The organism is Blautia schinkii, from assembly GCF_013304825.1.
In the GTDB taxonomy this organism is placed as follows: Bacteria; Bacillota; Clostridia; order Lachnospirales; family Lachnospiraceae; genus Blautia_A; species Blautia_A schinkii_B.
Window position 1 is genome coordinate 1 of record NZ_JAAWUO010000026.1, and the last position, 24,631, is coordinate 24,631.

Here is a 24,631-nt window from a genome sequence, read left to right on the forward strand (position 1 = left end):
GAATAGTCCCTTATAGGGACAGAGCAAGCCACCCGCTAAGCGGGTGGTCTTGACTATATTCTAATCCAGGCAAATTTCTTACTACTTATCGCTCATCTCCTAACTCTGTTAAATATTGTTAAACGATTCATAATATCGGGTATTTTTTAACAAACTCAGTTGTATTTCATAATATTTTTTTGTATATTTTGCAGTATATTGTTCCATTTATTTGAAATTAATGGTATAATATGCACATTAAAAAAATCTGTTTCGTAATCCTTCAGGAGATTTTTTCTGAACAACCACGCTAAACAAGATCATGACAGGAGGGTTTTATTATGGATCAGGACAAAATCATAAAAATTTACGCACGCAGTGACAACCAGATTCAGCTGAAAATGATACCGGGACATTTCGTAACTTCCCAGTCCCATATTACACATTATCTGGATCTCACAACCATGAAATCCAGATGCTCAGAAGCACGGCGCATTGCCTCTTCTCTGGCTGCCAATTACGAAGCATCCATACCAGTAGATACCATCGTCTGCATGGACGGACTGGAAGTAGTAGGAGCCTATCTCGCCGAAGAACTGACCAAAGCCGGCGTGCTCTCCATGAACGCCCATCAGACCATCTACGTTATCACTCCGGAATTCAACAGCACCGGACAGATGATCTTCCGCGACAACTACGAACCAATGATCAACGGCAAGAACATCCTGATCCTCAACGGATCCATCACCACCGGCTCCACATTAAACCGCGCCATCGAAAGCGTTTTATACTACGGCGGCAAGATCCGCGGTGTAGCAGCCATCTACAGCAGCGTAGACAGCGTAGCCTCTCTCCCTGTACACTCCATCTTCCAGTCCAGAGACATCCCAGACTACCACTCATATCGCTCCGACAGCTGCCCAATGTGCAAAAACCGTCAGAAGATCGATGCCATTGTCAGCAGTTATGGATATTCTATGCTGTAATACCATCATATCAAAACTCTAAAACAACCACCTAAAAGGAAGCCCTGTCTCACCACAAGGGCTTCCTTTTCACCTCACTCAACTCCTCCTCTCAGAATTCCTGTCATCCAGCGCAACACCTATGGCCCATCACCCTTCCGTCCACCTTGCCCCAACCAAACACCTGTGCTATAATAATCAGAACTAACTGAAACCACAGAAAACGGATATCCACATTCCGCTCTGTTACATGATCCTAAATGCAATCGTTCCCCGATATGCATTCAACCAAAAATCCGAGGTAAACCACACATGAACAAAAAAGAAATCGCAGAAATCAAGAAACAGTTCACCCCCGACCGCTGCTCGATCACACGTATCTGCGGCTGTTATGTAGACGGAGAAAAAAACAAAAAAACCGAACTCAAAGAAGCTTTCCTCTCCTTATCAGAGGAAGAAATGTTCAAATACTTTGACATCTTCCGCAAAACTCTCACAGGCACAGTTGGCAAGAATCTCATCAACATGGAATTCCCCCTGGAACAGGAAGCCGAAGGCGGAACCCAGAACTTCCTTATGAAACTCCGTAAAAGCCAGCTCACAGACGATGCCCTTACAGAAGCCTTCTACGATAAGATCATCGAGAACTACGACTACGGCGAAAACTATTACATCATTCTCATTCATGCAGTCTACGATATCCCGGGCAAATCCTCCGACGGAGCCGAAATGTTCGATGCATCCGATGAGATCTACGACCACATCCTCTGCAGCATCTGCCCTGTAAAGCTCTCCAAGGCAGGCCTTCACTATAACGCAGAGACCAACAATATCGAAGACCGTATCCGCGACTGGCTGGTAGAAATGCCTGACTGGGGATTTCTTTTCCCACAGTTCAATGACCGCAGTACAGATATTCACGGTATGCTCTACTACACAAAAAATGCTGAAGAACTCCGCTCCACAATGATGGATGAAGTTTTTGGCTGCACCACACCGCTTTCTGCCGGAAACCAGCGTGACTCCTTCAACGCCCTGGTAGAAGAAACCCTTGGTGATGACTGCGCATATGACACAGTCCTTGAGATCCACGAGAAACTTAACGATCTCATCGAATCCCAGAAGGATGAACCGGAACCAGTTGTTCTCACTAAATCCGAAGTGAAACGCCTCTTTGAAGAATGCGGCGTGGAAGACGACAAGCTTCAGAACTTTGATGAACAGTATGAACTGGCTGCAGGAGAAAAATCTTCCCTGGTAGCCTCCAACATCACCAACACCCGAAAATTCGAGATTAAAACCCCTGACGTTGTGATCCACGTAGCACCAGACCGTGCAGACCTGGTAGAAACCCGCATCATTGACGGACGCAAATGCCTGGTCATCCCTATGGAAAGCGAGGTAGAACTTAACGGCATCCGTGTAAGTGCCCTAAACCTATCTGACAATACAGATAGTACCCAGGAGGAACTTCTTCCTGTCAGTGATAACGAAGAAGAACAAGGAGACCATTATGAATAATAAAAAAATCTTATTCTTTGACATAGACGGCACGCTGCTCACCCCACACCCGTTCAAGGTTCCTGAAAGCACAAAACTTGCCCTCACCAAAGCTCACGAAAACGGGCATCTCCTTTTCATCAACACCGGCCGTACCAAAGCCATGATGCCACCGGAAATCGCAGACCTTCCATTTGATGGCTATGTATACGGCTGCGGCACACACATCTACATGGATAATAAGCTGCTCTACTTCCGCACAGTTCCAAATCTGCTGTGTAAGGAAACCGTAGACCTTCTCCGTAAATGCAGGATCGAGGCACTGTTTGAATCCAACACTGCGATCCTGTTTGACGGGGCATCCCCTGCCCAGTCTGAATTCGGGGCAAAAATGCGTAAAGAAATTCCTATGGTTGATATCACCAAATTCAGCCGTGAAGATGCCTGCACTTACTCCTATGACAAGTTTCTGGTGCACATGCTTCCAGATTCCGATATAGAAAAATTCCGCAGCTTCTGCAACGACCATTACACTTATTTTGACCATGGAGATGGCATCTGGGAAGTAACTCAGAAGGGAAACAGCAAAGCTACCGGAATGGAATTTCTTCTTGAACGTTTCTCTATTCCAAAAGAAAACAGCTATGCATTCGGAGACAGTCCCAACGATCTCCCCATGCTAAAAGCAGCCGGAGTCAGTGTTGCCATGGGAAATTCCTACGGCGGAATTGAGAAAGACTGTACTTACCAGACAAGTGCTGTAGACAAAGATGGTATTTACAACGCGCTGGAGCATCTGAGCCTGATTTAAGCAGACAAATATTGATATTTTGTTCGTGAACTTAATCATTTAAAGCATATTTACAAAAACGGTCAGTGTACTATAAATCGTACACTGACCGTTCTGCATATTATCTTCGTATATACTTTATATTCTATTACTTATTTCTCAGCTTCCGGTGTTGCTGTTGCCTCTGCCTCAGCATTCTCGTCTGCAGACTCATCCTCAGCTGCATCTGTGCTGTCTTTCTCTGCGTCCTCAGCCGCTGGTGTTTCAGTTGCTTCAGCTTCCTCAGTTGTGTCCGCTGCCGGTGTCTCTGTAGCCTCCGGTGTTTCTGTTACATCTGCTTCCGTGGAATCTGCTGTATCCTCAGCCTCCGGTGTTGCTGTTGCATCAGGATCCGGTGTAGGAGTTGGAGTCTGGATCGTAAAGCTGTGATTATCTGTGATCTTAATCTTCTTGATCAGCTTAGACTCTTCTTTGATATCTGCTTTCTTTACCCAGCCATCTGTTGTATCGTTGTAAAAATCATCCTTCTTGGTGCTTGTCAGAGATTCTTTCTTGCTGTCAGTTGCATTCTCATCATCCTTGGAATCCAGTCTTACTACATACCAGATGGAATCTGTCTTGATGATCTCTGAATTGAGTTCTCCCTCTTCCAGTTTACGGAGAGCATTACGTACATCGTCCGGATAAGCATCTCCGTTTGCCGCACTGTCATCTCCCTCTTTGTAAGTCGGGCAGGTACCGGAAGTAGCTGTCATATCTGTAGAGATCTCATCACCAAGTGTGCTGAAATCTGCTGTAGGATCCTCTTTTACTTTGTCAAAGAACTTCTGGATATTCTCCTTATTTGTCTTAATATCATCATCTGTAAGATTATCTCCGCTGACTCTTACACTTGCATAGCTGAAAGCCATCTGCTGATATTCTTTCTCATCCAGCTTGATGTCTGCAGTAGCCTCAATAGCCTCCTTCATCTTCACATCGTATGTCTCAAGCTCCAGGAAAGTCTTTACCATATCCTCATCAACAGCAAGCTCTGCAATAGTCTCCTCACTGTTGGCTGCAATAAAGTTCTTCGCAGCTTCCTCAAGGGCTTTCTGCTCATCATCTGTGATCTCCACATCATACTCAGAAGCACGCTCTTTCTCCAGGCACATCTTCTCAATAGACTCAACAGTTGTTGTCACTGCATTCCCACCGTAAGTCTCATCAGAATCATCACCCATCTTGGTACTCCAGATAGACATGTCATCTCCACCACCAAGGTACATCTTATACATAGCCTCAGCCTGTGCCTGCTGCATACGTGCCGCAAGACTTACAACTCCAAGAGGGATCTCCTGTTTATTGACAGTCACTGCTGTTTTGGTGCCATCAAGTTTTTTATTTCCGCAGCCAGTCATCATTCCTGCCGCTGTAACACAGACAAGAACTGTAACTGCCGCTTTTTTTGCTGAATTTTTCATTTCTTCCTCCATCTATCCCGTCCATAAAAACAACTGTCCGGCATTTATTCCATAATATTTGATTATAAACGTTTTTACCCACAAGAGCAAGGAATTTCTAATGACTCTTTATTCCAGTGGCTCTGCCAGTTTCGCAAGCTCTCCTGCAAATTTCATCAATTCTTCGATCAGTCGTCCCTGTGGAGTCAGGATAAACTTTGGCTCCTGGTCTGCCTTAAACTGCAGCCCTCTTCTGTACTGAGCCATGATTGCCGGGATTCCCACAGGATCAAGCTTTGCTTTTTCATAAAGCGTGATCCGCACATCTTTTCCAAGCTGCTTGATCTCTGTCACATAACCCTGATGTGCAAGTGCTTTCAGTCTTGCAATGGCAAGAAGGTTCAGAACTGCTTTTCCAGGCTCACCAAAGCGATCGATCAGCTCTTCCAGCATATCATCGTATTCCTGCTGACTTTCGATACCTGCAATACGCTTGTAGATATCCAGCTTCTGGAACTCATTACTGATGTAGGAATCCGGGATAAAAGCATCAATATTCAGATCAATGGTCGTCTCAAAATCATCCATGGTCTGGATTCCCTTGGCCTCCTTAACAGCCTCACTGAGCATCTTGCAGTAAAGATCATAGCCCACCGCATTCATATGTCCGTGCTGCTGCGCCCCGAGAAGATTTCCCGCACCGCGGAGCTCCAGATCCTTCATTGCGATCTTAAAGCCGCTTCCAAGGTCAGAATATTCTCTCATGGCACTGAGACGTTTCTCCGCTGTTTCCTGGAGCATCTTGTTTTTCGTATACATCAGAAACGCATACGCAGTTCTGTTGGAACGTCCCACACGTCCGCGCAGCTGATAAAGCTGGGAAAGGCCGTATCTGTCAGAATCATGGATGATCATGGTGTTTACATTGGAGATATCCAGTCCCGTCTCAATGATCGTTGTTGAAACCAGCACATCCACATCACCATTGATAAAATCATACATTACCTGTTCCAGCTCCCGCTGGCTCATCTGCCCGTGGGCAAAATCCACCCTAGCTTCCGGCACAAGTTTGGATATGCGAAGAGCTACCTCGGCAATATCATTAACACGGTTGTATACATAGTAGACCTGGCCGCCACGGCGAAGCTCCCTGCGGATGGCCTCCCGGACAGTCTCCTCATCATACTCCATAACATAAGTCTGGATGGGCACACGATCCATAGGTGGTTCTTCCAGAACACTCATGTCACGGATACCGATCAGACTCATATGAAGCGTACGCGGGATCGGAGTGGCAGTCAGAGTCAGCACATCCACATCTTTTTTCATCTGCTTGATCTTCTCTTTATGAGTCACACCGAAACGCTGCTCCTCATCAATGATCAGAAGTCCCAGATTCTTGAATTCCACATCCTTGGAAAGAACTCTGTGTGTACCGATCACAATATCCACCTGGCCTTTTCTGATACCCTCGATAGTTTTTTTCTGCTGGGCAGACGTACGGAAACGGCAGAGAAGATCTACCTTCACAGGAAACTCCTTCATACGCTGTACAAAGGTATTGTAATGCTGCTGGGCAAGAATCGTAGTAGGTACAAGATAAACAACCTGACGGCTCTCCTGCACAGCCTTAAAAGCTGCTCGCAGGGCAACCTCTGTTTTGCCGTAGCCAACATCACCGCACACAAGGCGGTCCATGATCTTTGTGCTTTCCATATCCCGCTTGGTGTCCTCGATCGCTGCCAGCTGATCCTCTGTCTCCTCGTAAGGGAACATTTCCTCAAACTCTCTCTGCCATACAGTATCAGGGCCACAGACATAACCCTCTTTTTCCTGGCGGACAGCGTAAAGCTCCACCAGCTCTTTTGCAATATTTTTGACAGCTCCTTTGACACGACTCTTGGTCTTGTTCCACTCCTGCCCGCCCAGCTTGTTCAGCTTCGGTGTCTTCGCATTATCGGAAGAACCGGAGTATTTCTGCAGGGCATCCAGCTGGGTTGCCAGAATATAAAGATTGCTGCCACCGCGATATTCAATCTTGATATAGTCCTTAACAACACGGTCAACCTCTACTTTTTCGATACCACGGTAAATTCCAAGCCCATGTTTCTCATGGACAACAAGATCTCCAATAGAAAGCTCCGCAAAATCCTGAATACGGTTGCCGCTGTACTTTTTCTTTTTTTTGCGCTTCTTCTGCTCTTTGCCAAAAATATCTGTCTCTGTCATCACCGCGAATTTGATCAGCGGATACTGGAATCCACGTCTTGCATGACCATAAACAACCATGATCTCACCGGGATTGATGATACGGCTGTAATCCTGGCTGTAAAAAGCATTCAGCCCTTCCTCTGAGAGATCCTTTGCCAGACGCTCTGCCCTTGTCCTGGAACCGGAAAGCAGCGCAATCCGGTAGCCCTGGCTTTTATACTGTAGAAGATCTTTTACCAGAAGTTCAAAGCTGTTGTTATAGGAATCTACAGATTTCACAGTAAGATCAAATTCATCGGTAAATTTCCAGCCGGAACGTCTTGGTGAAAGGGAAGACACTGCAACGCAGTTCCGTTTGTTCAGTTTTTTCTGAACTTCCTGAAAACCGCAGAGCCACTGCTCCGGAAGATTAGCTTCACCTTTTTCTTCCCTGTGCATACGGCTCTGGCGATACTCCTCCTCCACACCCTCGCCATTCTCAGCCAGATGGTTTGGCTCATCCAGAAACAGCAAAGTTTTTTCCTCCGGAAAATAATCCAGAAAAGATACCATATCCTTACCGTCGTTTTTCTCCACAGCCGGATAAATGGTGATCTCATCTGCATTTTCCAGGGATCTCTGGCTCTCAGCATCAAAGCTTCGAATGGAATCAATCTCATCATCCCACAGCTCAATACGCCACGGATTTTCTTCTGTCAGCGGATAGATATCAATGATTCCTCCGCGGACCGAAAACTGTCCCGGAAGCTCCACCTGGCCAACACGCTCATATCCAAGCTCCACCAGATCAGCTTTCAGTTTTTCAAGATCGATCACACTGTCACTCTTAAAATGAAGAAGACTGCTGCGGATTTTTTCCAGAGGCATAAGAAAATCCATACATCCATCTATACTGGTGACAACTGTGACTTCCTCCTGCTCCAGAAGTGCGCGGATCACACGCATACGCTGGCGGATCAGCAAATTCCCGTGAATATCTGCCTGAAAAAACAGCAGATCCTTTGCCGGATAAAAATATACATTTTTGTCATAGAAACGGTAATCCTCATAGATCTCTTTTGCACTTCGTTCATCATCTGCAAGGATCAGATGACATGGAAAAAGCCCGGAAAGACCATACATCAGATGGACTTTCTGGGACTCCATACATCCTGAAATATTGAGGATTCCGCGATTTACGCTACAGCGCTTTTTTATTTCTTCAAACTCTGCAAGACCCTGCAGAGGCTGCAAAAATGCTTCCATACAAACCTCAATTCTTAGGCTTTTTTCTGTTATACTTATTCATCGCCACATCCACGCCCTCGGACAGGATCAGTTCTACGGCTTCTGCTGCATCACGGATTCCTTCATCCACAAGCTTGCGGTCACTGTCCGAAAAATGACCCAGCACAAAATCTGCCAGATCCCAGTCTTTCGGCTTCGCACCGACCCCGACACGGATACGGATAAATTTTTCAGTTCCAAGACGGCGGATAATATCCTTGATACCGTTATGACCGCCAGCACTTCCTTTTTTACGGATGCGAAGCTGTCCCGGCTCCAGATCAATATCATCGTAAATGACGATCAGCTCTGTCTCCGGATCGATCTTAAAATAGCTGGACATTTCCTGGATCGGACCACCGCTTAAATTCATATAGGAAAGCGGTTTCATCAGGATCGCTTTTTCACCGCCGATGATACCTTTTCCATACATGGCATTAAATTTTACGCCGCCCTGAGGCACATTATGCGTCTCAACAAGACAATCGACGGTATCAAATCCCATGTTATGACGGGTAGCTTCATACTGCTTTCCCGGATTTCCCAAACCTGCAATTAAATACATAAATTCTCCTTAGATGTAACTTTCTTGTTTCAACTCTCAGCTTTCATTTTTGCCCGAAAGCATACAGATTCTCTGTCTGTATCAGTTGAAATATACCATCTCATCAGCAAGGGGCTCACATATTTCCACATGCTCTGCATAAAGCACGATGCCTTCTCCCTGATATTCCATTCTCTTCTCAAAAGCAACCTTCGCGGTAACATCTACCCACTGTCCTTCTGTGATCTTCGGGGCAAAAGCACTCTTGCAGATGTAGCCGAGGAATGTAGTATCGTCTGCACAGCATGTCATGGCTGTTCTTCCCGGAACAAAGAATTTGCTTCCCATTCCGCGTGGCTTCAGGGCACGTGCCTTAAAATGAACTGTTTTTCCGACATAGCGGTCCGGGTGATCCATGGAATCTACGAACCAGATACCATAATCCTCCGGAAGAATGTCTATCACCGGTGCATCAATATCAAACGGCATCTCGTCCTCAAAAAGATCTCCCAGCTCGCCTTCTTCATCCTCAAAGATGATCTCCGCACGCTGATTCACAACCTTGATGCTTCTTCTGTAAGATGGCAGCGGATCATCCTCCTCACAGCGGTTAAAGATAACCATATCTGCATTTCGGACCATATCCATAAAAAGAGACTTCATATTTGCCATGTAAACCTGGAATGTGCTTGCATCCACACAGGTAATGTGCTGCTCTACAGCCCAGCCTTCCGGCTTCTCCATCTCCTCAAACCTGCTTACCAGCCACATGCCATTGTACTCAATAATCACTCGATCCGGCTGATACAGGATCTCCATTGCTACAAGTCTCTCCGGTGTAAGATCTTCTTCACTCTCAATGATCTCCACGTCGGTGTTGTGCTGTTTCAGCGCCTCTGCATCGTACTCCTCTTCTCCCTCTTCGCAGAGAATAAGAAGTGTTTTTCCATCGATCTGGAAATAATCCTGCTGCAGGGTAAAGTTCAGGAAAGAAGTCTTGCCGCTTTCCAGAAAACCTGTGATCAGATAAATGGGGACTCTGGTCTCTTCCATAAATTTATCCTGTCAGGTACTGTCTCATTTAATGTACAGTACCTGTTTCCTTTCTGTAATCTATAATTCTGAAAAAAATATTGTAATCACCGCTTTTTTATGCGATTCCGAAAAGCTCTTCCAGTGCATGCTCATCCAGTTTGGAGCCGATCACGCACAGACGGCCTGTATACTCCGGTGCTCCCTCACGGATCTCTGTTTCTTCCGGAACCATATCAAAATAGATCCATGTTCCGTCCTCTGCAGGAAGCATTCCTTTTGCACGGAGAATGATACCGTATTTATCAGACTCGGAAAGTGCCTCAAGGATCTTCTCAAGTCCCTCACGTGTATATTTCTTAATTGTCTCACGGCCCCAGCTTGTGAAGACTTCATCTGCATGATGATGGTGATGGTCATGGCCGCAGCCGCACTCTCCGCCGTGGTGATGGTGATGCTCATGGTCGTGTCCACAGCCACACTCTCCGTCATGATCGTGGTGATGGTGCTCCTCATGATCGTGGTCGTGTCCGCAGCACTCTTCGTCATGGTCATGATGGTGATGATGCTCGTGCTCCTCATGATCATGATCATGGTCGTGTCCGCAGCACTCTTCATCATGGTCATGATGATGATGCTCATGATCGTCATGATCATGGTCATGGCCACAGCAACACTCTCCGTCATGATGATGGTGATGATGCTCGTGCTCTTCCTCAAGCATCTCCTGCTCCAGAGATATCGGATGCTCCATAACCTCTACCAGTTTCTTTCCGTCAAGGTTCTCGATCGGAGTTGTGATGATAGCAGCATCTTTGTTCAGGCTGCGCAGAAGCTCCAGAGACTCCTGAACTTTCTTCTCTGTTGCAATATCAGTACGGCTCATGATAATAGCACCTGCGTACTGGATCTGGTTGTCAAAAAACTCACCGAAGTTCTTCATGTACATTTTGCATTTCTTGGCATCAACAACAGTAGTATAGCTGTTCAGTTTAATATCAACTTCATCCTGAACACCCTGTACAGCCTTGATAACGTCAGAAAGTTTACCAACTCCTGATGGCTCGATAAGGATTCTGTCCGGATTGTATTTGGTAACAACTTCTTTCAGGGAAGTTCCGAAATCACCGACAAGAGAGCAGCAGATACATCCGGAGTTCATCTCACGGATCTGGATTCCCGCCTCTTTCAGGAAACCGCCGTCAATACCGATCTCACCAAACTCGTTCTCGATCAGTACAACCTGCTCACCGTTAAATCCGTCTTTCAGAAGTTTTTTGATCAGAGTTGTTTTTCCGGCACCAAGGAAACCGGAGATAATATCAATTTTTACCATTTTTATATACACTCCTTTTAACGTAGTTTGACCAGGAAGCGTTCATACCCCCTGGTTGTATCCTGTTATGACCATGATGGCAGAGAGATTTATCTTTTCCTGCCTCTGCTGTCATTATATCCATTTTGTGAAACAGACATTCATATTCTGTTTTACACTCAGATTAATACAGGGATGTGAAAAGCTCACATCCCCGGAAGTCAGGCGAATATTCTCAATCCGCGTTCATCTATCAGCCATTGATCATGAAACTCATAAGTTTATCAATGTCTTCTTTCTCTGCTGCAACGATCTCAAGCTCCGGAATCTCGCCGCCGGAAAAGATGTTTGCAAGAGATACATACTGGGAAAGTTTGGACTTCAGATTCAGTCTGTCTCCCTCTCCCGTTACAAGCTCTACTCTGCCCTTGCAGCTGTCAATTACCTTAAAAAATTCATCGATATCTGTAATATGTGTTACTTTCATTTGAAATTCTCCTTTCCTGATAGTCAGACCCACCCTTCTTATTTCGAAGAGTCTGATGTTCCAATTCACAGTAAAACCGGATTTTTTATTCTTAATCCGTTCTGCTAAATTATACCCCAGTGTTTTTAAAAAAGCAATCCCCGCCGAGCAAAAACACTTCACAGATATTCAGGGAGAATCCCTGCATATTTCGTCACATTTCTTCTATTTCAACAGTGCAGTCTTTTCTGCCTTTCTGCCATTTCATAAGATATACCTTAAATCCGATGGAATCTCTGGCAATAGTAAACGGTTCTTCTCTTAAAATCTGAGATTTTATACCTTTGACCTTCAGTTCTGTCTGCTTTGCTCTGGCTTTCTCTGTCAGGACCTTCAGCTGCCCATCTGCTTTTTTTCCAAAAGACCGGTTTCCATATCCCCCGGATGCTTTGCCAAGTTCTTCCAGAAGACACTCTGTTATCCGGATATGTCTGGTCTTATGAAGCATCACAGCCAGTCGTCTGGCCACCCACTTAAATGGAAATCTCCGATAAATACCAAGCCATCTTCCAAACGATCTGTCCCCGGCTTTCACAGTCACTTCTTCTATTACTTTAAATGCTTTTTCCGAAGGGATCCACGGATTTTCCCTCGGTACGATATATTGCTCAGATACTGCAGGATAACAACAGTAATTCAACGGCGGAAATTCCACAAGTGCAGCCAGTTTTTCTTCCAGGGCATTGCAGCTGTCTCCACCAATATAATCATATTTATCCCGAAGAATAGCCAGTCTGTATTCCAGCTGGCGTAAATATTCATAACCTTCCACCCAGAAATGTCCGATCTGACTGTAATCGTAGAGATGCTTTTCCAGGGTAAGGGTTTCAAAAAACAGGGTAACTACTGTATCCTCCTGATGCACAACCAGAATATATTCCTTTCCCTGCCGACTTAAGTCTGCCAGAATCTCCCCCTCGTAATCCGGCTTGTATACACCAGTCATGCGGGCATTTCCGAAAACGAGAAAACTTTCCACTGCGTCATTCATGAGATATACAAGACGTATCTCCCCGTCACATACATAATTTTCATTTATCGCAACCAGCTCAAACTGATCCTCACCAAGCAGCTCTGCCAGCTTCCGGAACGCATCAGGCAGCTCCTCAAAAGACTTCCCGGAAACATATCTCTCCGGCGCTGTTTTTCCCGTAATATTATTTCCAGTATCCATCAATTACCTCTTTGTTCAGTTTTTCACCGATGACGATCATAATCTCCTGACCAAGTTTCGTTGGCCGGATGCTGATCTCATGACGGGTGGCATTGAGCTCCAGCCACTGTCCGTCCTCTTTTTTTAGAAAACCTTTTACACGAAAAACAGCTCCGCAGGATGGATCATTCAGGATTTTTTCCGCAGTTTTCTGAAGCTCTGCTTCACTCTTATGCACATTCATAAAAAACAGGGAATCAAATCCACCGCCTTCTGCATAGGATTCCTTTACATAATCTTCCGCTACGTATCCGCAATCCAGAATCTTCTCCAGATCTGTATCTGTAAGATCATTCCAGTTTCCATCCAGAATTTCACTGTTCAGGTGGCGCTTACACTGGATCTGACCAAGTGCACGATTGAGATGTTCTTTTGTACTTTGAATTTCTTCCTCCGTAGCCTCCTGACTTCTGCTCAGAAGTACACAGCCTGCATCTGCCACCTCAGAAGCCAGAAGATAATCCGCTTCCGCTGAAAAATCCTCTGCCAGCTTTGCATCTACAATGGCGATCACATTTCCGATCTCATACCATTTATCCAGTGGTTCTTCATGAAGGGCATCAAAAAACTCATCCACATCAAAGATTCCGGATGGTTCTACAATAACACGGTCATAACCGCACATTCCCATGGCGATCAGTTTTGTCTTAAAGCGACGTCTGTGACAGTCCGCGTCACAGCCACCGGAAACCATCTCCAGCTCACAGTTGTCTCCCATCAGATCCTGAAGCAGCATCATATCCACATTCACTGCCCCGAAATCATTTTCCAGGATACCGATGTTCATGCCTTTTTTCAGAAGATAAGAGGCATATTTTTTTATAAATGTTGTCTTCCCGGATCCGAGAAATCCGGTTATCAGATCGATCTTTATCATATTTCTTCCTTTACTTTATCAGCTCTCCGGAGCATACAGTAAAATAAAATGTGAATATATGCTTTACTCATGTTCCGGGCATATTCAATAATCTCCCGTCCGACAAACGCCGGACTGCTATCAGTATATAATCTTTTTTCCGCAAAGAAAAGAGGCGGTCCTGAAAAATTCTCTCAGAACTGCCTCTTTCCGGCTATTTTATTCTTTTATGATCATGTATGAAGATTACTTTGTAAACAAGTCTACAAGATCCTGGCCGTCATCATATCCCTGATCTTTCAGTTCCTTAACGAACCACTCATCTACTCCGTCTACTGCTTTTTTGAAGGAATCGATATCCATGTCGTCTTTCTCTGTAAATGTTACACCATTCTTCTTGGCCCAGCGTGCTTTGATCTCATCATCACTGGAACGGTTGATATAACGCTCATACTCTACAGCTTTCTGACCGCACTCATCAACAACAGCCTGCTGTTCCGGTGTCAGTGCATCGTAGACATCCTGGTTGATACAGAAGAACAGACAGTCATAAATAGCATCCCACATAGAGCAGTACGGCTGTACCTCCTGTACACTGGCTGCATCGATAGCAGGTAACGGATTCTCCTCGCCCTCTACGGTATTCTGCTGAAGTGCTGTGTAGGTCTCGGACCAGTTCATGTTTGTGGCATCTGCGCCCCATCTCTTATAGCACTCCATAAGAAGGTTGGAACCGGCCACACGAACTTTCAGGTTCTTCATATCGTCCACTGTTTTTACTTCATGTTTGCTGTTTGTCAGCTCACGGAATCCGTTCTCTGCAATACCCATGCAGTGGAGTCCGTAGCCGTTAAGGATCTCCTTCAGCTTGTCTCCGGCCTCGCCGTCAAACTTCGCATCTGCATCATCATAGGAATCATAGATGAACGGCAGGGATACTACATTAAATCTCGGGTCAAATGCAGAGTAGATCAGATTGGAATGCATGGAGATCTGTACCGGATCTCCGTTCATCAGTGCCTGGATTCCCTCGGACTGATTTCCGTTTGTCAGCTGATCCGCTGCGTAAATATTGACTTTGACTTTTCCGCCGGTTGCTTTTTCCATAAGCTCACCGAACTTACGTCCTCCATCAGCCCAGGTGCTTGTCTCTGTTGTAGAGCATGCAAAGTTCCAGGTTGTCTCAGGCCAGTTCAGATCACTGTAATCCTCCACTGTATCTACAGAATCCTCTGTAAACAGATCTACAAGATCCTGTGCATCGTCATAGCCTTCACTCTTAAGCTCCTTTACAAACCAATCGTCAATTCCGTCTACTGCTTTTTTGAAGGAATCGATATCCATATCCTCTTTCTTTGTAAAGGTCACACCGTTGCTCTTCTCCCAGCGACTCATGATCTCCTCATCGCCGGAACGGTTGATATAACGCTCATACTCAACAGCCTTCTGACCTGCCTCATCAACAACCTGCTGCTGTTCCGGTGTCAGGCTGTCATAAATATCCTGATTGATGCAGAAGAACAGACAGTCATAGATTGCATCCCACATGGAGCAGTACGGCTGTACCTCCTGTACGCTGGCTGCATCGATGGCAGGTAACGGGTTCTCCTCACCCTCTACAGTGTTCTGCTGAAGTGCTGTGTAGGTCTCGGACCAGTTCATGTTTGTGGCATCTGCGCCCCATCTCTTATAGCATTCCATAAGAAGGTTGGAACCGGCCACACGAACCTTCAGGTTCTTCATGTCCTCTACTGTTTTTACTTCATTCTTGCTGTTTGTCAGCTCACGGAAACCGTTCTCTGCGATTCCCATACAGTGAAGTCCGTACTCGCCAAGAATTTCTTTCAGTTTCTCTCCGGCCTCACCATCAAATTTTGCATCTGCGTCATCGTAGGAATCATAGATAAACGGCAGGGATACTACATTAAATCTCGGGTCAAATGCAGAGTAGATCAGATTGGAATGCATGGAGATCTGTACCGGATCTCCGTTCATCAGTGCCTGGATTCCCTCGGACTGGTTTCCGTTTGTCAGCTGGTCTGCTGCGTAAATATTAACCTTGACTTTTCCGCCGGTTGCTTTTTCCATAAGCTCACCAAACTTACGTCCTCCGTCAGCCCAGGTACTTGTCTCAGTTGTAGAGCATGCGAAATTCCATGTCATCTCCGGCCAGTCAAGATCACTGTAATCAGCGATGGTATTAAAGGAATCGCTTCCGTCCCCTGCATCCTTGGAGCTCTGGTTTCCTGTGTCAGAGGACTGGTCTCCTGTATAGGAGCCCTCTTTTGCAAGCGCCTTCGGAAGAGCTGTGGAAACAGCCGGAATATAAGTGATGATCAGAAGAACTGCAACGGATGCAGCGATCATCGGCATAACTGCTCTGGAGATCTGCTGAAGAGTAACCTCCAGACCTTTTTTGATCTTGATACTGATGGCAACGAAAAGATTTACACCTACCGGAGGTGTTACCTGTCCGATCGCAAGGTTAACTGTTGCCATAACACCGAATGCTACCACATCATAGCCCAGAGCCTTACATACCGGAAGCATGATCGGTACAAAAATGTACATCGCAGAGTTTGCATCAATGAAGCATCCTGCGATCAGGAAAATGATGTTTACGATCAGAAGGAAGGTAAACTGATTATGTGCAATGCCGGCAAGAAGCTCAGATGCCGCATTTGCAATACCAAACTTGGTACATACAAAAGAGAACAGGGAAGCACTCGCTACGATCAGCATGATTCCACCGGTTGTCTTTGCAGAATCCACAAGAATGTCAAACAGATCTTTGAGCTTAACCTCACGGTAGATCACCATACCAACAAACAGACCGTAAACAACAGATACGGCTGCAGCCTCAGTTGGTGTAAAGATACCGCCGTAAATTCCTCCGAGGATGATAACCGGCATCAGGAATCCCCAGAATGCATCTTTAAATGTATCCCAGCGCTCTTTTGCGGAAGCTTTTTCACGGGATGGCTGAATGTTATGTTTCTTTGCCTCGATCATAACGATGATCACAAGAGCAACACCCATCAGAAGTCCCGGAACGATACCAGCCATAAACATATCTGCAATAGATACACCTGTGATGGAAGCGTATACAACGAATGCGATACTCGGCGGTATGACAATGGCGATGGAACTGGAGGTTGCCATCAATGCCGTGGAAAACGGTGCGGAGAAACCGCCCTGCTCAACCATAGCCGGGATCAGAACTGCTCCAAGTGCCGCAACAGTTGCAGGACCGGAACCGGAAATCGCTCCGAAGAAGCAGGCTACGATAACACATACAATGGCGATACCACCCTTTTTATGTCCTACGCAGGTATCTACAAAGTTGATCAGTCGTTTGGAAATACCAGCTTTTGCCATAATATTTCCGGACAGAACGAAGAACGGGATGGCAAGAAGCAGGAATTTACTGATTCCTGAGTACATGTTTGTAGCTACGATCGTCAGAGATGTGCCGGAATAAAGGATGGCACATACAGATGACAAACCTAAGCAGATCGCAATGGGAAGTCCCAGGATCAGGAAAATAAAGAAGGAGATAAATAAGATTGCACTGATCATTTATTTGTCCTCCTTTTCATCATCTTTTTTCAGGCAGAAGTCCAGGCAGTACTCAATAAAATGAAGGATCATGCAGCCTGCTCCGATCGGCACGAAGGACCAGAAGATCCACTCCGGCCAGTTCAGTACGAAAGTTCTCTTACCGTTTGCAAGCTGTGTGAGAACTTTGTCCATTCCGTATTTAAACAGGATTGCGGAAAAAACAATGCTGAGAACCGTAATCAGGATCACAGATGGTTTTTCCAGCTTTTTCGGAAGACGGTCCGTAAACAGTGTCAGACTTACCAGTCCTCCCTTTTCACGACAGGCAAGTGCTGCTGCCAGAAGTGTAATGAGAACAAACACCGCTACAACAAGCTCTTCTGTAAAAGACCATGAGCGATGGATGACCTTACGGGAAAATACATTTCCCACAGTCAGCACAAGGATCAGCAGTGTGGAAATAACCAGTACGATTTTTTCTACTGCTGCAAGTGCGTTCATGAGTTTTTTGTACACTTTCATACTCTTTCCCCTTTTGTATATTTTTCCGGTTTCAGATCCTTACCCCGTGGTTTAAATATTTTTGGATAAAAAAAATCCGTCCCCTTTCAGGGACGGATATAAAATTCCGCAACCACCCTGTTTCTCCATTGAAACAAGCACGATTCTGCAACGTACCGGCATACGCGACTTCTGTAACGGGAAGCACCCGTGAAAACCTACTTACTTATCGAAAACTTTCGGCTTTCCTTCTCAGGGATGATATTCAAGGCAGTTCCGACGCTGCATCACACCAGTCACAGCTCTCTGAAGACGGTTCCTCTGTCTCTACTGATTCCCTTCATGGAATTTACTTTTGTTATGTGTTAACTCTTTAATGAGCTAAACAAATTCTAACTCTGTTTGTTTTGATAGTCAAGTTTTTTTTCAAAAACTCCTTCAGGCGTTCTTTCCTTCTCCGGCAAAGTACTCCTTCACAAGCTTTACAACCACACCGGAAAGCAGGAATACTGCGATCAGGTTGGGGATCGCCATAAGACCGTTGAAGGTCTCAGCAATACTCCAGAGAAGTCCGAGATCAACAGTTGCGCCGATGATCGCTACCAGAGAGTACAGCACCATAAAAGGCCTGATAGCTTTTTCCTTAAAAAGAAACTCCGCACATCTGGCTCCGTAAAGTCCCCATCCAATGATAGTGGAAAATGCGAAGCAGCACATGGCAACTGCTGTAAATATGGAAACCCAGTTTCCGTATGTACTGGTAAAGCCGCTGATGGTAAGCTCTGCTCCTGCTGCTGCGCCATAACCAACCGGCACCCCGCTGCAGAGGATAACAAGTGCGGTCAGCGTACAGATCACGATGGTATCTGTAAACACCTCGAAAATTCCGAAGAATCCCTGTTTTACAGGTTTTCTGGTGTCTGCACAGGCATGTGCGATGGAACCGGTACCAAGACCTGCCTCATTGGAAAAAATACCTCTGGAAACACCTTTTTTCATGCTCATGAAAAAGCTTCCTACTGCACCACCTGTTACAGATGCCGGATTAAATGCACCGCTGACAATAGAGCCGAAAACACCCGGAACATTTTTCCAGTTGATGATAACTACGCCGATGGCAAGAATAATGTAAAACAGCGCCATAAACGGTACCAGCTTTTCTGTAACCTGGCCGATCCTTTTGATTCCGCCAAGCAGGATCATTGCCACAAGGATCGCAAGGACGATCCCCATAACAAGGTTTACCGTGGAAGTATTGTCCGCAGTGATCACGTTGTAATTGATCAGTGCAGAGTCAATAGCAGTTGTGATGGTATTAACCTGAGTTGCATTTCCGGTTCCAAAAACAGTAAGCACACCGAAAGCGGAAAACAGATACGCCAGCCAGTGCCAGTGTTTCTTAAGACCATTCTTAATGTAATACATTGGTCCTCCAACCAGATCTCCGTTGGCATTGGTTTCGCGGAAATGTACAGCGAGTGTAACCTCGGAAAACTTCGTACACATTCCAAGAAGTGCGGAAACCCACATCCAGAACACGGCACCCGGTCCTCCGATGGCAATGGCGCCTGCCACACCTGCAATATTTCCGGTTCCCACGGTAGCAGCCAATGCGGTACAAACAGCCTGAAACGGTGTCAGACTTCCATCGGAAGCTTCTCTTTTCCGAAGCATACGTCCGATAGTGACCTTGATTGCATAGGGGAATTTCCGGATCTGGAGAAAATTCGTGCGGATACTTAAATAAAGACCTACACCAATAATACAGATCATCGCAGGAACGCCCCAGATAAAATTGTTTACGGCAGCATTCACTGATTCAATAACAGATAACATTCTATAATCCTTCCCTTATTTAATTTTATCTTTTTGAATTGTACGTTTGTCTGTACAAAAAAGATGATTCGTTAGATTATATCACATTTTCTGTCGAATGTATAAGAGAAAAGCTTTATAATTTTACTATGATAAAGAAAGAAAGTAAATAAAAGCTGCCAATCCTGTTGTCAAATATGTGATACACCTGTAGTAAAAATACTTATCTGTGGTCAGTATCATTTTCCGTATCGTCCAGGAATGTAAATATATATCCCCAGTATTTCTCCAGTATTTTACCTCTGCTTCCATAGATCTCATGCTTGGTTCCGATCATATGGATATAATCACAGGTCGTTTTTCCCTGACGATTGATCTTTCCGGCAAAATTTTTCAGGGCACGGACAGATACCAGATCTTCGGTCTGAGCCTGGATGAGCAGCATTGGTGCCGTATATTTTTTCCATCCGTATAGGCGCAGATACCAGCTCATTTCCGCAGAAGCCCAGAGCCAGCCGTAGGATGGAGACCAGGTCTGGAGCTCCTTATGTTCTGCGCGGAGATTTTTGTATCTCTCGTATCTTGGTTTTGATGTTGCGGAGCTTGTCTCAAAAGAACCACTGCCATCGTAAGGCTTTCGGCCGGCAACATATTCCTCCTCTTTTCCGAGAATACATTTCTCCAGTGCTATGCCGGTAGCCGCCGGCCACGGAACATTATCTGTAAGAGGACGGATCATCGGAGAAGAAAGGATCACCTTGTGAAACCAGTCCGGCTCCCAGGCTGCAGCAATGCCACCGATGGCGCCGCCCATGGAATGTGCATACAAATCAAGTGACAGACCCGGATGTGCTTTCTTTATGTAGCGGCATGCTTTCAAAAAATCCCGGATATATCTTCTCCATGTATCGATGTGGACCAGAGACGGATCTGCGGTAAGACGATAGCTGCGGCCATGACCACAATGCTCCGGAATATATACGTGATATCCTTCCTTAAGAAAATAATAGGCCACTTCATCATATTTCACCGCTGATTCTGTGAACCCGTGGCTGATGACTACCACACCTTTAGGCATATCAATATCAGACAGATACTGCAGCATATGGATCTTACCTGTGATCCGTTTGCTTTCGTTACGAAACGGATAATCCGCACCTGGTACATAAAGTTCCCTTCTGTGTGACAGAAGATATGGCGTTACGATATTTTTCATGGTTTCTTCGTATTCATTTTCATGTATGATCTGCATATTGGTTAAAAACCTCCCTACTGTATTGCTTTTTTTCTCCCAAACTCTGCTTTCCAAAATCCTTCCATGTTGTTACAGCTGTTTTCTTACAGGATAACAGAATTCATTCCTTCAGGCAATCCTTTTCAGACCATTTTGCTCTTTAATTTCTGTTAAAAAATGCCCGGACATTTTGATATGTACCGGGCATTTCTCCTGTTATTTCTGTTATTTAATAAAATCTCACAATATCTTCCACAGCTTTACGTTTCGGTCTTGCAGGCTCTTCGGCTGCTTTTCCGATGGCGATCACTGCCACTACAGTCTCTGTTTCCGGAATGGAAAGGAGCTCACGGAGCTTATCTCCGGCGCGAAGTCCCATGATCAGGGTTCCGTATCCAAGCTCCTTTGCCTTCAGGATCAGATTCTCGTTCTGAAGTCCCAGATCATAGCAGCCCCAGCCGTTTCCAAGCTCGTTATCCGGTGTGCCGTCTTTCTGAAAGCCGGAATGGCTATGTACAAAGGTTGTAACGATCAGAGAGGCATTCTCTGCTTTTGCCTGGTTCATTTCCGGCAGACATTCTCTGCTGACCTTCTCCACCATTTCTTCGGACATTACACAGTAATATCTCCCGGTCTGGGAGTTCTTCCAGCTGGGTGCTTCCTGAGCGGCACGGATCACTGCAAGAAGATCCTCCTTTGTGATCCTGCCCTCCGGGCTGTATTTACGGATGGTTCTTCTCTCTTCGATCAGTTTCTGAAATTCCATATTTTTTTCCTCCTTATCTGTCCGGTACAGAATCTGCTTCCGGATTCTGCTGTTATTCCGGCACGTATTTTTATGTTCACACTTTTTATGGAGCTATTTTAACACAATGCCGTATTGAAATCAATTTTCAGAACTCCGCATCGTTACTGTTCATTCTGCGACCGTTACTGTTCACTCCGTTCTCAGCAACACGCTTCAAAAAATATTGCCTGGGAACAATAACTGCAATACCACTTATGAAGATTTTTTTTGATTTACCACATAAATTCCCACGCAGACAAGGAACAGCGCGATCAGGCTTCCCAGGTTAAATGCCTGACGTACCTCTCCCAGAACCAGTGCAGACAGGATCACACTGAACAAAGGATTTACAAAACCAAAGATCGCTACCCTGGATACATCATTCCAGGCAAGCAGCACTGACCACAGTGTATAAGCCACTGCAGACACCATTGCCAGATAAAAGATGATCCCGATACCGGCGGCATTTACCACTCCGAGATGTCCTCCCATCCCTTTTCCGATCAGGAACAGAATGATCCCGCCCATGGTGAACTGCGTTCCGCTGAGTACCACCGGAGATACCTTTCTGGAAAAAATATTGATCAGCACCGTGGACATTCCATAAGAAAACTGCGCGATCAGAATAAATCCTTCTCCTGTAAGCCTAAAACCTGCATCCAGAGAATTTCCCATGAGATTGATCACGACCACGCCGGCAAAACCGAGGATGCAGCCAAGCATCTTTCGCCCGGTCATTTTTTCCTTGTGAAAAACAAGGCAGGACAGCAGGATCGCAATAAAATTCCCAAGACCTGTGATAATAGCGCCTTTTACACCGGAGGTATGTGCCACACCTATATAAAAGAAGAAATACTGACATACCGTCTGAGCCATACATACCGGCACCGCATATTTCAGAACAGTTCGATCCGGAAGCAGAACCTTGCGCTCACGCAAAGATGCAAAGATCAGTACAAGGATTCCTGCCAGTGCAAAACGCACTCCTGCAAAAACGATCTGACTTGCCGTATCTGCTGGATCCATCTGCATCAGACGGTATCCTGTCTTGATCAGCGGGATCGCACTCCCCCAGAGGAGACAGCAGACGCAGGCAAGCGCTGCCACCACCCAGGTTTTTTTTAATATTGTTTTTGTTTGTTCCATTTGTTTATTCTCTCTTTCTCAAAACTTCTTCCATCTGACTGATCACAGCTTTTATTTCATTTATTGCACTGATACTTACGTCCCGGAAATCAATCTTTTTCCCCTTTCCGCATAATTCTGCCTCATAAGCGCTGGCTTTCTCTTCATCTTTATCCTTGTATCGGGCTTTTCCGATCAGCCAGGCACTGGAATCCGCACAGTCCGGATATTCCGTATTTCCCTGGATCAGAAAATCCTCTGAAGCTTCCGTCAATGCTGTTTTCAGCTTTTCTGCTTTATCCAGAAATTCTTCCGTTGTCTGCGGATAATGTTCTTTTATATAGAGGAGATTTTTATGAATACAGGTGGCACTTTTTTCCATTAGTTTCCGTTCTTCCGAATCTTTGAAATTATCATATTCCCCAGGCCGGACTTCCCATCCGCGGATGGATTTGCTTAATTCCATCAGCCAGTATACATGACGGGAAATATCGTCCGGAAACATAAAATACGTAGAAAATTCATGATCGATCATAGGTGCAAGACTTATGATCCCGCCATCTTTATCACAGAGAAATGCTACATTTTCATAATGATAATTCTGGTCTCCCTTCAGGACAGAGATCAGTACCTGCATGGCAAGCTGTTCCGCCATTTCCTGATGCTCCTGAAAAAAATCAGCTTCAAAAATATCTCTGTAATCATAAAACATCCGGCAATAGTTTACATAATTATCTATATCTACCTTTTCATCCGGATATTTCCGAAAAAATTCCAACAGATTCAAAAGGGATTTCCCTTCTTTATAGGCCATGGGTACTGTCGTTCCGTAGTCAAGATATTTTTCATTTACTGCCTCATACCCTTCACAGATGGCCAGTTCATATCTGGGCGCAGGCATGAAATATTCATTAATGATCGTTGACCAGAATACCTCTGCATAAGCATACAGTGGCGTGGAAAATGGTTTGGATTTCGTCAGTGGCTTGAAGATCATATTTCCCGGAAATATAGGGAAATGTTTTTCCCCACTTACCACGCCTACGGCTTCAGCCTTAAGGTTTCCGATTCGATTTTTGTATTGATAGTGTCTGACTTTATAATACATAGCAGTCATATCGTATTGCCTTCCCCTTCAATGTATAAGACGGCTCCCGGCCAGCAAGACATTCACTTTTCAGCGGACGCTTAACGATGATCTTATCCGGATTTGCCATGATAGCTGCATCAAAAAGATCCTTTTCCCCGGAACACGGCGGTTCCAGCTTCTGGATCAATTGAAGTTTCTTGTTGATCAGGCTGGATTTCTGTCTTGCCGGAAACATGGGATCCAGATAGATCACGTCTACAGGATCAAGAAGCTTTGACATATCTTCTACACTGTTTCCCTCGATCACCTTCATACGACCGGCAATATCTTTCAGCTCCATATTTTTCTTGGCACGGCGAATGGCATCTTTAAGAAGGGCTGCGATTACCGGATTCTGCTCGTACAACGTCACCTCATAGCCCTGGGCTGCCAGAAGAAAGGCATCCTCACCCATTCCTGCCGTAGCATCGATGGCCTTCCTTCCCTCCTTATCTGACTTCACCGCCTTCACCAGCATTTCATGCTGAAGTCTGCCTCTGGTAACTCTGTGGAGCATCGTCTCCACAAAATCCCCCTGATAGGTCAGCCCGAAACCGGACAGCGAAACGCCCCTGGAATCAAACTGCACCGTCAGAAAATCTCCCGGCTTATCCTGGAGCTGTGCTCCGGTCCTCCTGCAAAAGGCTTCCGCCATATCTCTCTGTCCGCCCTTTCCAAGACAGACTGCGATTTTATCATTCATTTCCCGATTCTCTCTTTCATGACTCTTTTTCATAAGCCCCTTCATTCTACAATTTTACAAAAGAAATTGCAATTCATCTCAAAGTCAAGACCACCCGCTTAGCGGGTGGCTTGCTCTGTCCCTATAAGGGACTATTC

General features: G+C 45.4%; 19 protein-coding genes and 1 other annotated feature. Of the genes, 3 read left to right on the forward strand and 16 right to left on the reverse strand.

The genetic code is table 11. From position 1 onward, the window contains the following. The first annotated feature begins 320 nt into the window (after positions 1–320). From HFM85_RS15280 to HFM85_RS15290, 3 genes are all read left to right on the forward strand, one after another. The gene (locus HFM85_RS15280) at positions 321–965 is read left to right on the forward strand and encodes a phosphoribosyltransferase (RefSeq protein ID WP_173739098.1); all 645 of its coding nucleotides are present in this window, start codon (positions 321–323) and stop codon (positions 963–965) included. A gap of 291 nt (positions 966–1,256) precedes the next feature. Beyond that, positions 1,257–2,465, forward strand: a complete 1,209-nt coding sequence (locus HFM85_RS15285) for a DUF4317 domain-containing protein (protein WP_173739099.1) — start codon at positions 1,257–1,259, stop codon at positions 2,463–2,465. Further along, on the forward strand, positions 2,458–3,255 hold the full coding sequence (locus HFM85_RS15290; RefSeq protein WP_179976628.1) for an HAD family hydrolase: 798 nt from the start codon (positions 2,458–2,460) through the stop codon (positions 3,253–3,255). The genes HFM85_RS15285 and HFM85_RS15290 overlap by 8 nt, the downstream gene beginning before the upstream one ends. Before the next feature lie 131 nt (positions 3,256–3,386). Here HFM85_RS15290 and HFM85_RS15295 read toward each other — a convergent pair whose 3' ends face one another. From HFM85_RS15295 to HFM85_RS15370, 16 genes are all read right to left on the reverse strand, one after another. Further along, on the reverse strand, positions 3,387–4,697 hold the full coding sequence (locus HFM85_RS15295; RefSeq protein WP_173739100.1) for a peptidylprolyl isomerase: 1,311 nt from the start codon (positions 4,695–4,697) through the stop codon (positions 3,387–3,389). A 108-nt stretch (positions 4,698–4,805) separates the two neighbouring features. Next, the gene (gene mfd / locus HFM85_RS15300) at positions 4,806–8,132 is read right to left on the reverse strand and encodes a transcription-repair coupling factor (protein ID WP_173739101.1); all 3,327 of its coding nucleotides are present in this window, start codon (positions 8,130–8,132) and stop codon (positions 4,806–4,808) included. Between the two features lie 7 nt (positions 8,133–8,139). Further along, a complete protein-coding gene (gene pth, locus HFM85_RS15305) occupies positions 8,140–8,718 on the reverse strand; it encodes an aminoacyl-tRNA hydrolase (protein ID WP_173739102.1) in 579 nt (192 codons plus the stop codon). A gap of 81 nt (positions 8,719–8,799) precedes the next feature. Next, the gene (locus HFM85_RS15310; RefSeq protein ID WP_173739103.1) at positions 8,800–9,750 is read right to left on the reverse strand and encodes a TIGR03943 family putative permease subunit; all 951 of its coding nucleotides are present in this window, start codon (positions 9,748–9,750) and stop codon (positions 8,800–8,802) included. Between the two features lie 97 nt (positions 9,751–9,847). Continuing rightward, on the reverse strand, positions 9,848–11,065 hold the full coding sequence (locus HFM85_RS15315) for a CobW family GTP-binding protein (protein ID WP_173739104.1): 1,218 nt from the start codon (positions 11,063–11,065) through the stop codon (positions 9,848–9,850). A 232-nt stretch (positions 11,066–11,297) separates the two neighbouring features. Further along, the gene (locus HFM85_RS15320) at positions 11,298–11,531 is read right to left on the reverse strand and encodes a polya polymerase (protein ID WP_119239234.1); all 234 of its coding nucleotides are present in this window, start codon (positions 11,529–11,531) and stop codon (positions 11,298–11,300) included. A 193-nt stretch (positions 11,532–11,724) separates the two neighbouring features. Beyond that, the gene (locus tag HFM85_RS15325; protein ID WP_173739105.1) at positions 11,725–12,744 is read right to left on the reverse strand and encodes a DUF3878 family protein; all 1,020 of its coding nucleotides are present in this window, start codon (positions 12,742–12,744) and stop codon (positions 11,725–11,727) included. Further along, positions 12,728–13,660, reverse strand: coding sequence for a GTP-binding protein (locus HFM85_RS15330; RefSeq protein ID WP_173739106.1), 933 nt, complete (start codon positions 13,658–13,660; stop codon positions 12,728–12,730). The genes HFM85_RS15325 and HFM85_RS15330 overlap by 17 nt, the downstream gene beginning before the upstream one ends. A 225-nt stretch (positions 13,661–13,885) precedes the next feature. Further along, positions 13,886–17,218: a TRAP transporter large permease subunit gene (locus tag HFM85_RS15335; RefSeq protein WP_173739107.1), complete on the reverse strand. Its 3,333-nt coding sequence runs from the start codon at positions 17,216–17,218 to the stop codon at positions 13,886–13,888. Further along, a complete protein-coding gene (locus HFM85_RS15340; protein ID WP_021977442.1) occupies positions 17,219–17,722 on the reverse strand; it encodes a TRAP transporter small permease in 504 nt (167 codons plus the stop codon). It lies immediately after the preceding gene. Between the two features lie 85 nt (positions 17,723–17,807). Continuing rightward, positions 17,808–18,054, reverse strand: a binding site (T-box leader). A gap of 85 nt (positions 18,055–18,139) precedes the next feature. After that, positions 18,140–19,537, reverse strand: coding sequence for an alanine/glycine:cation symporter family protein (locus tag HFM85_RS15345; protein WP_173739108.1), 1,398 nt, complete (start codon positions 19,535–19,537; stop codon positions 18,140–18,142). A 202-nt stretch (positions 19,538–19,739) separates the two neighbouring features. Further along, a complete protein-coding gene (locus HFM85_RS15350; RefSeq protein ID WP_173739109.1) occupies positions 19,740–20,768 on the reverse strand; it encodes an alpha/beta fold hydrolase in 1,029 nt (342 codons plus the stop codon). Positions 20,769–20,979: 211 nt separating this feature from the next. Continuing rightward, a complete protein-coding gene (locus tag HFM85_RS15355) occupies positions 20,980–21,516 on the reverse strand; it encodes a nitroreductase family protein (protein WP_173739110.1) in 537 nt (178 codons plus the stop codon). Positions 21,517–21,750: 234 nt separating this feature from the next. Continuing rightward, positions 21,751–22,683, reverse strand: coding sequence for a DMT family transporter (locus tag HFM85_RS15360; protein WP_173739111.1), 933 nt, complete (start codon positions 22,681–22,683; stop codon positions 21,751–21,753). Positions 22,684–22,687: 4 nt separating this feature from the next. Then, the gene (locus tag HFM85_RS16375; protein WP_243873907.1) at positions 22,688–23,779 is read right to left on the reverse strand and encodes a hypothetical protein; all 1,092 of its coding nucleotides are present in this window, start codon (positions 23,777–23,779) and stop codon (positions 22,688–22,690) included. Then, complete coding sequence (locus HFM85_RS15370) at positions 23,760–24,494, reverse strand: class I SAM-dependent methyltransferase (RefSeq protein WP_173739112.1); 735 nt, start codon at positions 24,492–24,494, stop codon at positions 23,760–23,762. Before HFM85_RS15370 ends, HFM85_RS16375 begins: the two co-directional genes overlap by 20 nt. Between the last annotated feature and the right edge of the window lie 137 nt (positions 24,495–24,631).

Coding starts and splice junctions, on each gene's coding strand:
- HFM85_RS15280 (WP_173739098.1), top strand. CDS start 321: ATGGATCAGGACAAAATCATAAAAATTTACGCACGCAGTGACAACCAG.
- HFM85_RS15285 (WP_173739099.1), top strand. CDS start 1,257: ATGAACAAAAAAGAAATCGCAGAAATCAAGAAACAGTTCACCCCCGAC.
- HFM85_RS15290 (WP_179976628.1), top strand. CDS start 2,458: ATGAATAATAAAAAAATCTTATTCTTTGACATAGACGGCACGCTGCTC.
- HFM85_RS15295 (WP_173739100.1), bottom strand. CDS start 4,697: ATGAAAAATTCAGCAAAAAAAGCGGCAGTTACAGTTCTTGTCTGTGTT.
- mfd (WP_173739101.1), bottom strand. CDS start 8,132: ATGGAAGCATTTTTGCAGCCTCTGCAGGGTCTTGCAGAGTTTGAAGAA.
- pth (WP_173739102.1), bottom strand. CDS start 8,718: ATGTATTTAATTGCAGGTTTGGGAAATCCGGGAAAGCAGTATGAAGCT.
- HFM85_RS15310 (WP_173739103.1), bottom strand. CDS start 9,750: ATGGAAGAGACCAGAGTCCCCATTTATCTGATCACAGGTTTTCTGGAA.
- HFM85_RS15315 (WP_173739104.1), bottom strand. CDS start 11,065: ATGGTAAAAATTGATATTATCTCCGGTTTCCTTGGTGCCGGAAAAACA.
- HFM85_RS15320 (WP_119239234.1), bottom strand. CDS start 11,531: ATGAAAGTAACACATATTACAGATATCGATGAATTTTTTAAGGTAATT.
- HFM85_RS15325 (WP_173739105.1), bottom strand. CDS start 12,744: ATGGATACTGGAAATAATATTACGGGAAAAACAGCGCCGGAGAGATAT.
- HFM85_RS15330 (WP_173739106.1), bottom strand. CDS start 13,660: ATGATAAAGATCGATCTGATAACCGGATTTCTCGGATCCGGGAAGACA.
- HFM85_RS15335 (WP_173739107.1), bottom strand. CDS start 17,218: ATGATCAGTGCAATCTTATTTATCTCCTTCTTTATTTTCCTGATCCTG.
- HFM85_RS15340 (WP_021977442.1), bottom strand. CDS start 17,722: ATGAAAGTGTACAAAAAACTCATGAACGCACTTGCAGCAGTAGAAAAA.
- HFM85_RS15345 (WP_173739108.1), bottom strand. CDS start 19,537: ATGTTATCTGTTATTGAATCAGTGAATGCTGCCGTAAACAATTTTATC.
- HFM85_RS15350 (WP_173739109.1), bottom strand. CDS start 20,768: ATGCAGATCATACATGAAAATGAATACGAAGAAACCATGAAAAATATC.
- HFM85_RS15355 (WP_173739110.1), bottom strand. CDS start 21,516: ATGGAATTTCAGAAACTGATCGAAGAGAGAAGAACCATCCGTAAATAC.
- HFM85_RS15360 (WP_173739111.1), bottom strand. CDS start 22,683: ATGGAACAAACAAAAACAATATTAAAAAAAACCTGGGTGGTGGCAGCG.
- HFM85_RS16375 (WP_243873907.1), bottom strand. CDS start 23,779: ATGACTGCTATGTATTATAAAGTCAGACACTATCAATACAAAAATCGA.
- HFM85_RS15370 (WP_173739112.1), bottom strand. CDS start 24,494: ATGAATGATAAAATCGCAGTCTGTCTTGGAAAGGGCGGACAGAGAGAT.